Here is a 12,531-nt window from a genome sequence, read left to right as displayed (position 1 = left end):
AGGACAGCAAGGTGATCGTCGCCATCAACAAGGACGAGGAGGCGCCGATCTTCCAGGTCGCCGACTACGGGCTGGTGGCCGATCTGTTCAAGACGCTGCCGGACCTGAAGGACGCTCTCTGAGGAGTCCGCCGCACCATTGCGTCCCCCGCGGGGTGCGGAACTCAGGCCGGGCGGCGGATGCAGCGCCGCCCGGCCTCTTTTCATTTTACCCCTCCCCAGCCCCGCTGGGGGGTGGAGCCGGTGCCGAAGGCAACGAGCGCCGCAGGCGGTCGCAGGCGGAACGCGGTCGCCCGACTTGCGGGTGACCGGTGACGGGTGGGGGCAACAGCGCCTCCGAGAATCCACGCCTCCCGGATACGCCGTTGCCCCCACCTAACCTCCCCCGCCGGAGGCGGGGGAGGGACTTTGGTCACACCTCTTCCGCCACCATGTCGATGGCGCCGCAGGGGCATTCCGCGGCGCAGACGCCGCAGCCCTTGCAGAAGTCGTAGTTGAACTCGAACCGCTTGCCGGGGCCGAGCTTGATCACCGCGTTGTCGGGGCAGACGCCAAAGCAGTTGTCGCACTCGAAGCAGTTGCCGCAGGACAGGCAGCGCCGCGCCTCGAACAGGGCGGTGTGCTCGTCCAGGCCGCCCTTGACCTCGTCGAAGGTGGTCTGGCGGCGCAGCAGGTCCAGCGTCGGCTGCACCGTCTGCGGGGCGTCCGTGTAGTACCACGGGTTCAGGCGGTCGTACTCGGCCGTCGGGCGCTTGGCCGTAGGCTCGTAGGACGTGCCGCGCAGGTAGGCGTCGATGTGGCGGGCCGCCTTCTTGCCGTGGCCGACGGCGACCGTCACCGTGCGCTCCGACGGCACCATGTCGCCGCCGCAGAACAGGCCGGGATAGCCGGTCTGCAGATCGGCGCCGACCTTGATGGTGCGGTCCTTGTTGACCTCGACGCCCGGCACCTTCTCGATCACCGTGGTGTCGACGTCCTGGCCGAGTGCGAGGATGAGCGTGTCGCCCTCCAGCTTCTCGAACTCGCCGGTCGGCTGCGGCCACCCGTTCTCGTCGAGCGCCATCTTCTCGACCAGCAGCTCGCCCTCGTCCATGCTCTTGATGGTGCGCAGCCAGTGCAGGGCGACGCCTTCCTCCAGCGCCTCCTCGACCTCGAAGTCGTGCGCCGGCATCTGCTCGCGGGTGCGGCGGTAGACGATGACCGCTTCCTCGGCGCCCAGGCGCTTGGCGGTGCGGGCCACGTCCACGGCGGTGTTGCCGCCGCCGTAGACCACCACGCGGCGGCCGAGCTTCGGCGCCTCGGCCCCCACCTCCATGCTGCGCAGCACGCTGACCGCGTCGAGGATCTGTCCGGCGCCGCCGGCCGGGATGTCCACGCGCTTCGCCAGATGCGCGCCGACTGCGGCGAAGCAGGCGTCGAAGCCCTCGGCCTTCATGGCGGCGGGGATGTCGTCGACCTTGGTGTTCAGGCGCAGCTCGACGCCCATGTCGAGGATGCGCTGCACCTCGGCGTCCAGCACGTCGCGCGGCACGCGGTAGCTGGGGATGCCGAAGCGCATCATGCCGCCGGCCTTCGGGCCGGCCTCGGCGATGGTCACCTTATGGCCGAGGCGGGCGAGGTGGTAGGCGGCCGACAGGCCCGACGGGCCGGCGCCGATCACCAGCACCTTCTTGCCGGACGCCGGACCGGGCTGAACCTTCCAACCCTCGCGGATGGCGAGGTCGCCGAGGAAGCGCTCCACCGAATGGATGCTCACCGGCTGGTCGAGCTGGGCGCGGTTGCACGCACTTTCGCAGGTGTGATAGCAGGCGCGGCCCATGATGGCGGGCAGCGGGTTGTCCTGCACCAGCTGCTCCCAGGCGGCCTTGTAGTTGCCTTCCTCGGCGTGGAACAGCCACGCCTGGATGTTCTCTCCGGCCGGGCACTGCTTGTTGCAGGGCGGCAGATGGTCGTTGTAGACGGGCTTCACCGTCCGCCAGGACCCGGTGCGGTTGGCCAGCGAGGTGCCGACGTCGAGCGTGATGGCGAAGGGGCGGTTGCCAGGACGGTCGATGGTCATTGCGCGACCTCCTCGTCACGGATCAGGTTGTAGCGGCGGCAGTTCTCGTCGGCCATCGCCTGGAAGCGGCGCAGCGATTCCGCGGCGTGCGGGTTGTCGGCCTTGAACAGGTGGGCGAAGCGGCGTTGCGGTTTCAGGTACTCGGCCACCGGCACCTTCCGGCGGATGGCGCGCGACGCGGTGACCACGCCGTGCTCGGCCTCGAACAGCGGCCAGATGCCGCTTTCCATGGCCAGCCGCGCCAGCTTGATGGTGTCGTGGCTGAGCGTGCCCCAGCCGAGCGGGCAGGGCACCATGATCTGGATGTAGCGGGCACCCCGGATCGACATCGCCCTGGTCACCTTGCGCTCCAGGTCGTGCAGGTCGGCGACCGAGGCGGTGGCGACGTAGGGGATGTTGTGCGCCATGGCGATCAGCGGCACGTTCTTGCCGGTGCCGAAGACGTTGCCGGGCTGTTCGCCCACCGCCGGCGTGGTGGCGGTGCGGGCCGCCGGCGGCGTCGCCGAGGAGCGCTGCACGCCGGTATTCATGTAGGCTTCGTTGTCGTAGCAGATGTAGAGCACGTCGTCGTTGCGCTCGAACATGCCGGACAGGCAGCCGAAGCCGATGTCGGTGGTGCCGCCGTCGCCGCCCTGGGCGATGACGCGGGTGGTCGCCTTGCCCTTGACGCGCATGGCCGCGGCGACGCCGGTCGCTACCGCCGCGGCGTTGCCGAACAGCGAGTGGATCCAGGGAACCTGCCACGAGGTCTCGGGGTAGGGGGTGGTGAACACCTCCAGGCAGCCGGTGGCGTTCACACAGATCACCTTGCCGTCGGTCGCCTTCATCGCCGTGTCGATGGCGTAGCGGGCGCCGAGCGCCTCGCCGCAGCCCTGGCAGGCGCGGTGGCCGCAGGTGATGGCGTTCGAGCGGTCCTCGGACGACTGTACGGTGCGCGTCTCGGGATCGAGCAGGCGGTTGCCGACGGTCAGCGTGCCGGTCTGGTAGAACTTGACGGTCTGGGACATGGTCGCGTCCTCCCTCACAGCACGTTCTGCGCGTCCGCGCCCATGTGGCGCAGGATGTTCTCGGCGATCGGGCCGGAGCGGCGCGTCTCGCCCATGCGGGCGATCTCGGCGTCCACCACGTCGCGCTTGAGGTCGAGGAAGTGCAGGTCGAAGTGCGGCTCGCTCTCGACGTTCTCCAGAAAGCCGCGGATCGCCGCGCGGGTGATCGGACGGCCGCCCAGGCCGGCGATCAGCGTGTAGACGCGGCTGTGGTGGCCGCGCAGCGCCATGCGGACGTGGCTGGCCAGAACGCCGCCCATGCCGACGGCGAGGTTCTTCTCCAGCACCACCACGCGCTTGGCGCCCAGCAGCGCGTCGCGCACCTGCTCCAGCGGGAAGGGACGGAAGGCGCCGATGTAGAGGGCGCCGACCTTGTGCCCGGCGTCCCGCATCTCGTCGATGGTGTCCTTGATGGTGCCCATGACAGAGCCCATGGCGACGACGATGGTCTCGGCGTCCTCCGCGCGGTAGGTGCGCACCAGGCCGCCGGACTCGCGGCCGAAGATCTCCTTGAACTCCTTGGCGATCTCCGGGATGCGGTCGAGCGCCACCATCTGCTTGTGGTGGGCGAGGTAGCGCACCTCGGTGAACGCTTCGGGTCCGACCATGGCACCCATGGAGACGGGGTCGGTGGTGTCCAGCACCTGCTGCGGCTCGAAGGGCGGCAGGAAGCGGTCGACCTGCTCCGGCTCGGGGATGTCCACCCGCTCGACCGCGTGGGTCAGGATGAAGCCGTCGACGTTGACCGTGACCGGGCAGGACAGCTCCTCGGCCAGCTTGAAGGCCTGGATGTGCAGGTCCACGGCTTCCTGGTTGGTCTCGGCGAACAGCATGATCCAGCCGGCGTCGCGCATGGACATGGCGTCGGAATGGTCGTTCCAGATGTTGATCGGCGCGCCGATGGCCCGGTTGCCCAGGGTCATCACGATGGGCAGGCCGAGGCCGGAGGCGTTGTAGACCGCCTCCATCATGTAGAGCAGGCCCTGCGACGCGGTGGCGGTGTAGGTGCGGGCACCGGCCGCCGAGGAGCCGATGGCGACCGACAGCGCCGCGAACTCGGACTCGACGTTGATGTACTCGCAGTTCTTCAGGTGACCGTCGCGCACCAGCTCCGCCAGCCCTTCCACGATGTGGGTCTGGGGGGTGATGGGGTAGGCGCAGACGACCTCGGGGCGGCAGAGCGCGATGGCTTCCGCCATGGCGTGGCTGCCTTCGACCTGCTTCAGCATGCTGCGTTCTCCCGGATCAGACGAGGCAGTGTTCGTACGCGGCGGTGGCGGCGCGGGCGTTGGCCTCGCCGATCTTGCCGGGGAAAGTCTCGCGGATGGCGGCGAGGACCGATTCGATCTTGATCTGCTTGGTCACCGCCGCGAAGCCGCCGAGCAGCGCCGCGTTCGGCAGCGGCCGGCCGACGTGTGCGCGCGCCATGTCGCTGGCCGGCACGCAGTGCGCGTGCCCCTTGGGGAAGCGGGCGATGTAGTCGGCGATGTGCAGCTCGTCGAAGCCGCGGGCCGAGTTGATCAGCACGTAGCCGGTCTCCGGCAGGCCCTGGAAGACGTCCACCGAATGGAACAGGGTGGGGTCCTGGATGATGAGCGCGTCGGGCACCATGATGGGCTCGCGCAGGCGGATCTCCTTGTCGTCGATGCGGCAGAAGGAGACGACGGGAGCCCCCGTGCGCTCGGACCCGAAGCTGGGAAAAGCCTGGGCGTGCTTGCCTTCCTTGAAGGCGGCGACAGAGAGCATTTCGGCGGCGGTGACCACGCCTTGCCCGCCACGCCCGTGGAAACGGACCTGGAACATCTTGAGCGTCCTCCAGAGAGCACCCGTTGTTTTTCGGTTGCAGGGCTTCTAAGTGGTCATACCAATGAGCGCATTGATGTAGCGCAATGCGGGTTGGCGAAATGGGGGTGTTTCAGAGGTCTATTAACTGAAAATAAGTTAATTCATGGGGTGTGCGTCGATTTGACCGGGGCGACGCGGACTCCTCATGCACCCCCAAAGATATCCCCGCCATCCCTTGCGCCCCCCTTTCGGGGCGCCCATTCAAGAAAGCCCCTGGCGGCATTCGGCACCGTCACCGATGCCCGTGGTGCGGCGACGGTGCGCGCCTGCCGCTCTTTCGGGTAGGCGCCGGGGCTGAATGGCGTTCTGGGGTGTTCTTGGTATCGAGGCCCTGATCGCGGCCCCCTGACTGTCAAAGGAAATAAAGGAGAGCCCTTTTGGGAACCTCCCGGAGTGACGGATCATGAGCAGCAGCACTTGGCCCACCGACGGCACCGCGCTCGCCGACGTCCTTGAGCCGGTCCTCAACGTCGTGGAAGACGACGACGCGGCACTCACCCAGGCCGTCACCGACGTGGCGGAGGCGCTCGCGGCGCTTGGCGTTCTGATTGTCGACCGCGCGGGCAAGCCGGCGCACGGCGTCACCGACGAGCGGGCCGTGATCGGCGCGTTGGCCACCTACGCCCGTACGCTGGCGCGTTACGGTCATCTGGACGACGCGATCGAAGTGGGCGAGCTGATGGACCGCGTCGACCGCCTCGGCCAGCGCCCGCGCCGCTGGCGCATGGCCGGGTAGTCGTCTCCCTAGGCAAGTACCTTCACGAGGGTGTCGCGCAGCGCCGGCATGCTGAACGGCTTCTGCACGGTGGGGGCGTCGGCGAAGCGGTCGTCGAGGTCGGCCGCACCATAGCCGGTGATGAACACGAACGGCACGCCGCGCGCCTTCAGCGTCTCGGCCACCGGATAGATCGGCAGGCCGCCGAGATTAACGTCGAGAATGGCGGCCGCCAGCCCCGATTCCCCCTGCGCCAACTCCTGGGCGCGCGCCACGCTGCCGGCCGGGCCGACGACCTCGCAGCCGAGGTCGCCCAGCATGTCCTCCAGCATCATGGCGACCATCGCCTCGTCCTCAACCACGAGCAGTCGCAGACCCTTCAGCGGTTCGTCGAGCGTCATCGTGCCGTTACCTTCGGAATTCCGGATCCGTGATCGCAGTCAAGCGGTTGCGCGGACATCCGTCAAGGCTAAGGCCGGACGGCGGCGGCGGGAAGCAGGGCAATGGTGATAGGGGTGGGGCAGGGGGTGGGGTGCCCTTCCTGCCCTTTCTCCACCTCTAAACCGTCATCACCGTCAAGTTGACCGGCGAGCGTGGGCCGCCCACCACGACGATGCCGGTGTCGGTGACGTGATAGCGGCGGGCGTCCTCCTCCGGGTCGTAGCCGATGCGCGTGCCGGGCGGGATGCGGACGTTCTTCTCGATGATGGCGCGGCGAACCTTGCACTCGCGCCCGATGTCGACGTTGTCGAAGATGATGCTGTCCTCCACCTCGGCGTAGGAGTGCACGCGCACGAAGCGCCCCAGCACCGAGCGCCGCACCGTCCCGCCGGAGATGATGCAGCCGCCCGCCATGATGGAATCCATCGCCATGCCGCGCCGCCCCTCGTCGTCGAAGGCGAACTTGGCCGGCGGGTCGGAATAGCCGGCGGTGCGCAGCGGCCAGGCGCGGTTGTAGATGTCGATGGGCGGGTCGATGGCCCGCATGTCCATGTTGGCCTCGTAATAGGCGTCCAGCGTGCCGACGTCGCGCCAGTAGGCCGGCTGGTTCTCCACCTGCCCCGGAATCCGGTTGGTCTTGAAGTCGTAGGCGAACATCGCCGAGGAGCCGATCAGCCGCGGCAGGATGTCCTTGCCGAAGTCGTGGCTGCTGCCCGGCCGTTGCGCGTCCTCGTAGACCATCTGCAGGAGGCAGTTGCGCGAGAAGATGTAGTTGCCCATGGAGGCCAGCACGCAGTCCGGTTGGCCGGGGATGGTGGGCGCGTCGGCCTGCTTCTCGATGAAGCCGGTGATGCGGTTCTCCGCGTCCACCTGCAGCACGCCGAAGTCCCTGGCGAATTTCCGGTCGACGGGGAGGGCGGAGATGGTGACGTCGGCGCCCTTCTGCATGTGGTACTCGATCATCGCCCGCACGTTCATGCGGTAGACGTGGTCGGCGCCGAACAGCAGGACGAGGTCGGGTTCCGACTGTTCGATCAGGTTGGCGTTCTGGTACACGGCGTCGGCGGTGCCGCGGTACCACTCCTCCCCCTCCGAGCGCATCTGCGCGGGGACCGGGATGATGAACTGATTGTTCAGCATGCCGCCGAACTGCCAGCCGTCGCGCAGGTGCTGGATCAGCGACTGGCTCTTGAACTGGGTCATCACGTAGATCGAATAGACGCCGGAATTCACCAGGTTCGACAGCACGAAGTCGATGATGCGGTACTTGCCGCCGAAGGGCACGGCCGGCTTGGCGCGTTCCTGGGTCAGCGGCATCAGCCGGGTTCCCTTCCCCCCGGCAAGGACAAGGGCGAGCACCTTCAGCTGCATCGGATTGCTCCTGCGAAACGCCGTGACTGGAACCGTGCAGTGGCGGTCCGAGTTCCCGCCGCCGCTCCCCCACGAGGGTAACCGAATGTGGAGTGTCCGGCATCCCCGACACTCGGCGTCCGGCGATCCGACACTTCTGGCCGAGGGGGGCCTCGCCGGAGGGTGGGGATTCCGTCCGAATCCCTGACAATCAGCCATTCCCGCCGTGCCTGCGTCGATTTGGCACACCGTGTGCAGATGAATGCGCCAAGGTCGTCACCGGCCGGGCGGTTCCGCCCGCCGGCAAAGGCGACGCAGGGAGGGTTCCCGCGAGCGCTTCGCGTGTCTCCCGGACCGGCGCGTGGTCCGTTCGTTTTCGGCTCCCCCGGCCGGCGGACCGCGCATGGACCGTGCCACCCCCTCGGCACGGTCCAGGGTCCGGGGCGCTGGCGGGAACGGCAGAGAGAAGAGGATCCGAATGGACCACGACACCATTCTAGAGGCCAGGGGGCTGACGAAGGAGTTCAAGGGCTTCGTCGCCGTCAAGGACGTGAACCTGCGGGTCCGCCGCGGCACCATCCACGCGCTGATCGGCCCGAACGGCGCCGGCAAGAGCACGGTGTTCAACCTGCTCACCAAGTTCCTGGCGCCGACGCGCGGCGCCATCCTCTACCGGGGCAAGGACATCACCGCCACCAAGCCGGCCGACATCGCCCGCATGGGGCTGGTGCGCTCCTTCCAGATCTCCGCCGTGTTCCCGCACCTCAGCGTGCTGGAGAACGTGCGTGTCGCGCTGCAGCGGCCGCTCGGCACCAGCTTCCACTTCTGGCGCTCCGAGACCTCGCTGCACGGGCTGCACGAGCGCGCCGAGGAACTGCTGCGCGACGTCGGCCTCACCGACTACGCCGGGCACCTCGCCGCAGAGCTGCCCTACGGCCGCAAGCGCGCGCTGGAAATCGCCACGACGCTCGCGCTGGATCCCGAGGTTCTGCTGTTGGATGAACCGATGGCCGGCATGGGGCACGAGGACATCGACCGCACCGCCCAGCTCATCAAGCGGGTGTCGGCCAACCGCACCATCCTGATGGTCGAGCACAACCTCTCGGTCGTCGCCGACCTTTCCGACACCATCACCGTGCTGCGGCGCGGCGAGATCCTGGCCGAAGGGCCGTACGCCGAGGTCTCGCGCAACCCGCAGGTCATGGAAGCCTATATGGGGACCGGACATGCCTGACGGCGCCTTCACCACCACCGCCATGCTGGAGATCGAGGACCTGCACGCCTACTACGGCGAATCCCACGTGCTGCACGGGGTGTCGCTGAAGGTGCGGCAGGGCGAGGTTGTCACGCTGCTGGGCCGCAACGGCGCCGGCAAGACCACCACCATGCGCTCGATCATGGGCGTCGTGTCCAAGCGCACCGGCTCCATCAAATTCCAGGGGCAGGAGCTGATCGGGCTGGCGCAGCACAAAGTGCCGCGGCTGGGCATCGGCTACGTGCCGGAGGAGCGTGGGATCTTCGCCTCGCTGAGCGTGGACGAGAACCTGACGCTGCCGCCGGTGGTCAAGCCGGGCGGCATGACCGTCGAGCAGATCTACACGCTGTTCCCCAACCTGAAGGGCCGCGGCAGCACGCAGGGCACCCGGCTGTCGGGCGGCGAGCAGCAGATGCTGGCCATCGCCCGCATCCTGCGCACCGGCGCCAACCTGATCCTGCTGGACGAGCCGACCGAAGGCCTCGCCCCGGTCATCATCGAGCAGATCGGCGTGGCGGTGCGCGAACTGAAGCAGCGCGGCTTCACCATCCTGCTGGTCGAGCAGAACTTCCGCTTCGCCTCCACCATCGCCGACCGCCACTACGTGATGGAGGAGGGGCACATCGTCGACATGATCCCCAACGACGAGCTGGAAGCCAACATGGGTAAGCTGCACGAGTATCTGGGGGTGTAGCGGACCGCGGACATCTGTTTCTTTTGTCGTCATCCCCGCGAAGGCTCCCGGCGAATGCCTGGGGCATTCGCCTGTCGCAGCGCTGGCTGCGCCAGCGCGAAAGGCGGGGATCCACACCTCGCGCCGCGTGCTCTTTCGGGAAGCATGGATCCCCACCTTCGCGGGGACGGCGGCCGAGGAAGGAACCGATCAAGCAAATCAACGAGGGAGTGAGACACACCATGCGCACCATTCTTCTGGCCGGCGTCGCGCTATCTTCTCTGGGCACCGCCCTGGCCTCCGGCGCCGCGCAGGCGCAGATGTCCGACAGCGTCGTCAAGATCGGCGTGCTGAACGACCGATCGGGCATCTACGCCGACCTCGCGGGCGAGGGCTCGGCCATCGCGGCCCGCATGGCGGCCGAGGAGTTCGGCAACGCCATCGGCGGCGCCAAGATCGAGATCATCGTCGGCGACCACCAGAACAAGGCCGACATCGCCGCCAACCTTGCCCGCCAGTGGGTGGACACCGAGAAGGTGGACGTCGTCGCCGACGTGCCGAACTCCGCCGCAGCGCTGGCGGTGCAGGGCATCACCAAGGACAAGAAGCGCATCTTCCTGATGTCCGGCCCGGGCTCCACCGACCTGACCGGCAAGAGCTGCTCGCCCTACGGCTTCCACTGGACCTACGACAACCACGCCATGGCCGCGGGCACCGCCCGCGCGCTGGTCGAGCAGGGCAAGAAGTCCTGGTACATGGTGACCGCCGACTACGCCTTCGGCCACTCGCTGGAGAACGAGACCACCACCATGGTCAAGCAGCTCGGCGGCAAGGTGAACGGCGCGGTGCGGCACCCGCTGGGCACCTCGGACTTCTCGTCGTTCCTGCTGCAGGCGCAGGGCTCGGGCGCGCAGGTGATCGGGCTGGCCAACGCCGGCGGCGACACCACCAACGCCGTCAAGCAGGCCGCCGAGTTCGGCATCACCCAGGGCGGTCAGAGCCTCGCCGGCCTGCTGCTGTTCATCACCGACGTGCACGCGCTGGGTCTGCAGGCGGCGCAGGGGCTGCTGCTCACCGACGGCTTCTACTGGGACCAGGACGACGCCAAGCGGGCGTGGTCGAAGGCGTTCATGGCGAAGAACGGCGGCAAGGCGCCGACCATGGTGCAGGCCGGCGTCTACTCGGCGGTCAAGCACTACCTGAAGGCGGTCAAGGAGGTCGGCTCCGACGATCCGGACAAGGTGGCGGCGAAGATGAAGGAACTGCCGGTGGACGACATGTTCGCCCGGGGGAAGGTCGCCGCCAATGGCCGCATGTTCCACGACATGTACCTGGCCCAGGTGAAGGCCCCGGCGGAGTCCAAGGGGGCGTGGGACTACTACAAGATCGTCAAGACCATCCCGGCGGAGCAGGCCTTCCTGGATCCGAAGGAGAGCGGCTGCCCGCTGGTGAAGTAAGCGCTGGCTTGAGACTTGCCCCCACCCCTGACCCCTCCCCCGCTTCGCAGGGGAGGGAAATCTCCTCCCTCTGCGAAGCGGGGGGAGGTTGGGAGGGGGCAAGTGTCGCCACAACAAGAACCTAAACAACAGGGAGGGTCGGATCATGTTCGAGCTGCTTGGGGTGGCGCCCCAGGTCCTCTTCGGACAGCTCCTGCTGGGTCTGATCAACGGCTCGTTCTACGCGCTGCTCAGCCTCGGCCTGGCGGTCATCTTCGGCATGCTGAACGTCATCAACTTCGCGCACGGCGCGCAGTACATGGTCGGCGCCTTCGCCGCCTGGATGCTGATGCAGTGGGCGGGGGTGGGCTACTGGTGGGCGCTGCTGCTGGCGCCGGTGCTGGTCGGGCTGTTCGGCGTGGCGCTGGAAAAGACCATGCTGAGCCGGCTGTACAAGCTGGACCACCTCTACGGCCTGCTGCTGACCTTCGGCATCGCGCTGATGCTGGAGGGCGCGTTCCGCCACCAGTTTGGCTCCTCGGGCATGCCGTACCCGATCCCGGACGCGCTGAAGGGCGGGCAGAACCTCGGCTTCATGTTCCTGCCGAACTACCGGGCGTGGGTGGTCGTCGCCTCGCTGGTGGTGTGCTCCGGCACCTGGTATGCCATCGAGCGCACGCAGCTCGGCGCCTACCTGCGCGCCGCCACCGAGAACCCGGTGCTGGTGCAGGCCTTCGGCATCAACGTGCCGGTGATGATCACCGCCACCTACGGCTTCGGCGTCGCGCTGGCGGGGCTGGCCGGCGTGCTGGCGGCGCCGATCTACCAGGTCAATCCGCTGATGGGCTCCAACCTGATCATCATCGTCTTCGCGGTGGTGGTGATCGGCGGCATGGGCTCGATCCTCGGCGCCATCGTCACCGGGCTGGGCCTGGGGCTGCTCGAGGGGCTGACCAAGGTCTTTTATCCGGAAGCCTCGAACATCGTCATCTTCGTGGTGATGGCGATCGTCCTCCTCATCAAGCCCGCGGGCCTCTTCGGACGGGAGCGCTGAGCCATGTCTGCCGACACCAATGTGGCCGTCCTGGGCGGCCGTACCTCCAGCGACGCCGCCAGCCGCCTGCCGCTGCTGGTGGGCGCCGGGCTGCTGCTGGCCGGGGTGGCACCGTTCGTGCTGTACCCGGTGTTCTTGATGAAGGTGCTGTGCTTCGCGCTGTTCGCCTGCGCCTTCAACCTGCTGATCGGCTTCGCCGGCCTCTTGAGCTTCGGCCACGCGGCGTTCTTCGGCGGGGCCGCCTACGTCACCGCGCATTCCGCCAAGGTCTGGGGCTTGCCGCCCGAGCTGGCGATCCTGCTCGGCACCGCCTTCGCCGCGGTGCTCGGCCTGCTGTTCGGCTGGGTGGCGATCCGCCGCCAGGGCATCTACTTCGCCATGATCACCCTGGCGCTCAGCCAGATGGTGTTCTTCATGGCGCTGCAGCTGAAGTTCACCGGCGGCGAGGACGGCATTCAGGCGGTGCCGCGCGGCCACCTGCTCGGCGTCATCGACCTCAACCAGCCGCTGAGCATGTACTTCTTCGTGCTGGCGGTGTTCGTCTTCGGCTTCGCGCTGATCTGGCGCACCGTGCATTCGCCGTTCGGGCAGGTGCTGAAGGCGATCCGCGAGAACGAGCCGCGCGCCATCTCGCTGGGCTACCGCACCGACCAGTACA

Annotated in this window: 12 protein-coding genes and 1 pseudogene; 7 read left to right on the top strand and 6 right to left on the bottom strand. The window is 67.8% G+C overall.

Features of this window, described 5'->3' with window-relative positions; translation table 11 throughout:
- Positions 1-122 (top strand): annotated as a pseudogene (locus tag TSO221_RS36620) (electron transfer flavoprotein subunit alpha/FixB family protein); the annotation flags it as partial.
- Positions 123-411: 289 nt separating this feature from the next.
- Here TSO221_RS36620 and TSO221_RS28030 read toward each other — a convergent pair.
- Genes TSO221_RS28030 through TSO221_RS28015 form a run of 4 tightly spaced genes read right to left on the bottom strand, consistent with a single transcriptional unit; the run spans position 412 to position 4,907 of the window.
- Complete coding sequence (locus TSO221_RS28030; protein ID WP_109121805.1) at positions 412-2,058, bottom strand: NAD(P)-binding protein; 1,647 nt, start codon at positions 2,056-2,058, stop codon at positions 412-414.
- Positions 2,055-3,065: a thiamine pyrophosphate-dependent enzyme gene (locus TSO221_RS28025; protein ID WP_109121804.1), complete on the bottom strand. Its 1,011-nt coding sequence runs from the start codon at positions 3,063-3,065 to the stop codon at positions 2,055-2,057. The genes TSO221_RS28030 and TSO221_RS28025 overlap by 4 nt, the downstream gene beginning before the upstream one ends.
- Positions 3,066-3,079: 14 nt before the next feature.
- Complete coding sequence (locus TSO221_RS28020; protein ID WP_109121803.1) at positions 3,080-4,333, bottom strand: pyruvate ferredoxin oxidoreductase; 1,254 nt, start codon at positions 4,331-4,333, stop codon at positions 3,080-3,082.
- Positions 4,334-4,349: 16 nt separating this feature from the next.
- On the bottom strand, positions 4,350-4,907 hold the full coding sequence (locus TSO221_RS28015) for a 2-oxoacid:acceptor oxidoreductase family protein (RefSeq protein ID WP_109121802.1): 558 nt from the start codon (positions 4,905-4,907) through the stop codon (positions 4,350-4,352).
- Positions 4,908-5,352: 445 nt separating this feature from the next.
- On the opposite strand from TSO221_RS28015, the gene TSO221_RS28010 reads away from it, so the two are divergent.
- The gene (locus tag TSO221_RS28010) at positions 5,353-5,685 is read left to right on the top strand and encodes a hypothetical protein (protein WP_109121801.1); all 333 of its coding nucleotides are present in this window, start codon (positions 5,353-5,355) and stop codon (positions 5,683-5,685) included.
- A gap of 8 nt (positions 5,686-5,693) precedes the next feature.
- Here the strand turns inward: TSO221_RS28010 and TSO221_RS28005 are convergent, their stop codons facing one another.
- Positions 5,694-6,065, bottom strand: a complete 372-nt coding sequence (locus TSO221_RS28005) for a response regulator (protein ID WP_109121800.1) — start codon at positions 6,063-6,065, stop codon at positions 5,694-5,696.
- Positions 6,066-6,222: 157 nt separating this feature from the next.
- Positions 6,223-7,476, bottom strand: a complete 1,254-nt coding sequence (glgC, locus tag TSO221_RS28000; RefSeq protein ID WP_109121799.1) for a glucose-1-phosphate adenylyltransferase — start codon at positions 7,474-7,476, stop codon at positions 6,223-6,225.
- 457 nt (positions 7,477-7,933) lie between these two features.
- Between glgC and TSO221_RS27995 the strand changes: the two genes are divergently transcribed.
- The 5 genes from TSO221_RS27995 to TSO221_RS27975 form a co-directional block, all read left to right on the top strand.
- Positions 7,934-8,689 (top strand): ABC transporter ATP-binding protein, encoded by a 756-nt coding sequence (locus tag TSO221_RS27995; protein WP_109121798.1) that lies wholly within the window; start codon positions 7,934-7,936, stop codon positions 8,687-8,689.
- On the top strand, positions 8,682-9,404 hold the full coding sequence (locus TSO221_RS27990) for an ABC transporter ATP-binding protein (protein WP_109121797.1): 723 nt from the start codon (positions 8,682-8,684) through the stop codon (positions 9,402-9,404). The genes TSO221_RS27995 and TSO221_RS27990 overlap by 8 nt, the downstream gene beginning before the upstream one ends.
- Before the next feature lie 221 nt (positions 9,405-9,625).
- Positions 9,626-10,840, top strand: coding sequence for an ABC transporter substrate-binding protein (locus TSO221_RS27985; protein ID WP_109121796.1), 1,215 nt, complete (start codon positions 9,626-9,628; stop codon positions 10,838-10,840).
- A 145-nt stretch (positions 10,841-10,985) separates the two neighbouring features.
- On the top strand, positions 10,986-11,873 hold the full coding sequence (locus TSO221_RS27980) for a branched-chain amino acid ABC transporter permease (RefSeq protein ID WP_109121795.1): 888 nt from the start codon (positions 10,986-10,988) through the stop codon (positions 11,871-11,873).
- 3 nt (positions 11,874-11,876) lie between these two features.
- Positions 11,877-12,531 (top strand): branched-chain amino acid ABC transporter permease (locus TSO221_RS27975; RefSeq protein ID WP_109121794.1); only part of this gene is annotated, 655 nt, incomplete at its 3' end.

Origin of the sequence: Azospirillum sp. TSO22-1, assembly GCF_003116015.1 — a bacterium.
GTDB lineage: Bacteria > Pseudomonadota > Alphaproteobacteria > Azospirillales > Azospirillaceae > Azospirillum.
The sequence above is the reverse complement of the archived record's forward strand: the minus strand, read 5'-3'. Positions and strand labels throughout refer to the sequence as shown.

Coding starts and splice junctions, on each gene's coding strand:
- TSO221_RS28030 (WP_109121805.1), bottom strand. CDS start 2,058: ATGACCATCGACCGTCCTGGCAACCGCCCCTTCGCCATCACGCTCGAC.
- TSO221_RS28025 (WP_109121804.1), bottom strand. CDS start 3,065: ATGTCCCAGACCGTCAAGTTCTACCAGACCGGCACGCTGACCGTCGGC.
- TSO221_RS28020 (WP_109121803.1), bottom strand. CDS start 4,333: ATGCTGAAGCAGGTCGAAGGCAGCCACGCCATGGCGGAAGCCATCGCG.
- TSO221_RS28015 (WP_109121802.1), bottom strand. CDS start 4,907: ATGTTCCAGGTCCGTTTCCACGGGCGTGGCGGGCAAGGCGTGGTCACC.
- TSO221_RS28010 (WP_109121801.1), top strand. CDS start 5,353: ATGAGCAGCAGCACTTGGCCCACCGACGGCACCGCGCTCGCCGACGTC.
- TSO221_RS28005 (WP_109121800.1), bottom strand. CDS start 6,065: ATGACGCTCGACGAACCGCTGAAGGGTCTGCGACTGCTCGTGGTTGAG.
- glgC (WP_109121799.1), bottom strand. CDS start 7,476: ATGCAGCTGAAGGTGCTCGCCCTTGTCCTTGCCGGGGGGAAGGGAACC.
- TSO221_RS27995 (WP_109121798.1), top strand. CDS start 7,934: ATGGACCACGACACCATTCTAGAGGCCAGGGGGCTGACGAAGGAGTTC.
- TSO221_RS27990 (WP_109121797.1), top strand. CDS start 8,682: ATGCCTGACGGCGCCTTCACCACCACCGCCATGCTGGAGATCGAGGAC.
- TSO221_RS27985 (WP_109121796.1), top strand. CDS start 9,626: ATGCGCACCATTCTTCTGGCCGGCGTCGCGCTATCTTCTCTGGGCACC.
- TSO221_RS27980 (WP_109121795.1), top strand. CDS start 10,986: ATGTTCGAGCTGCTTGGGGTGGCGCCCCAGGTCCTCTTCGGACAGCTC.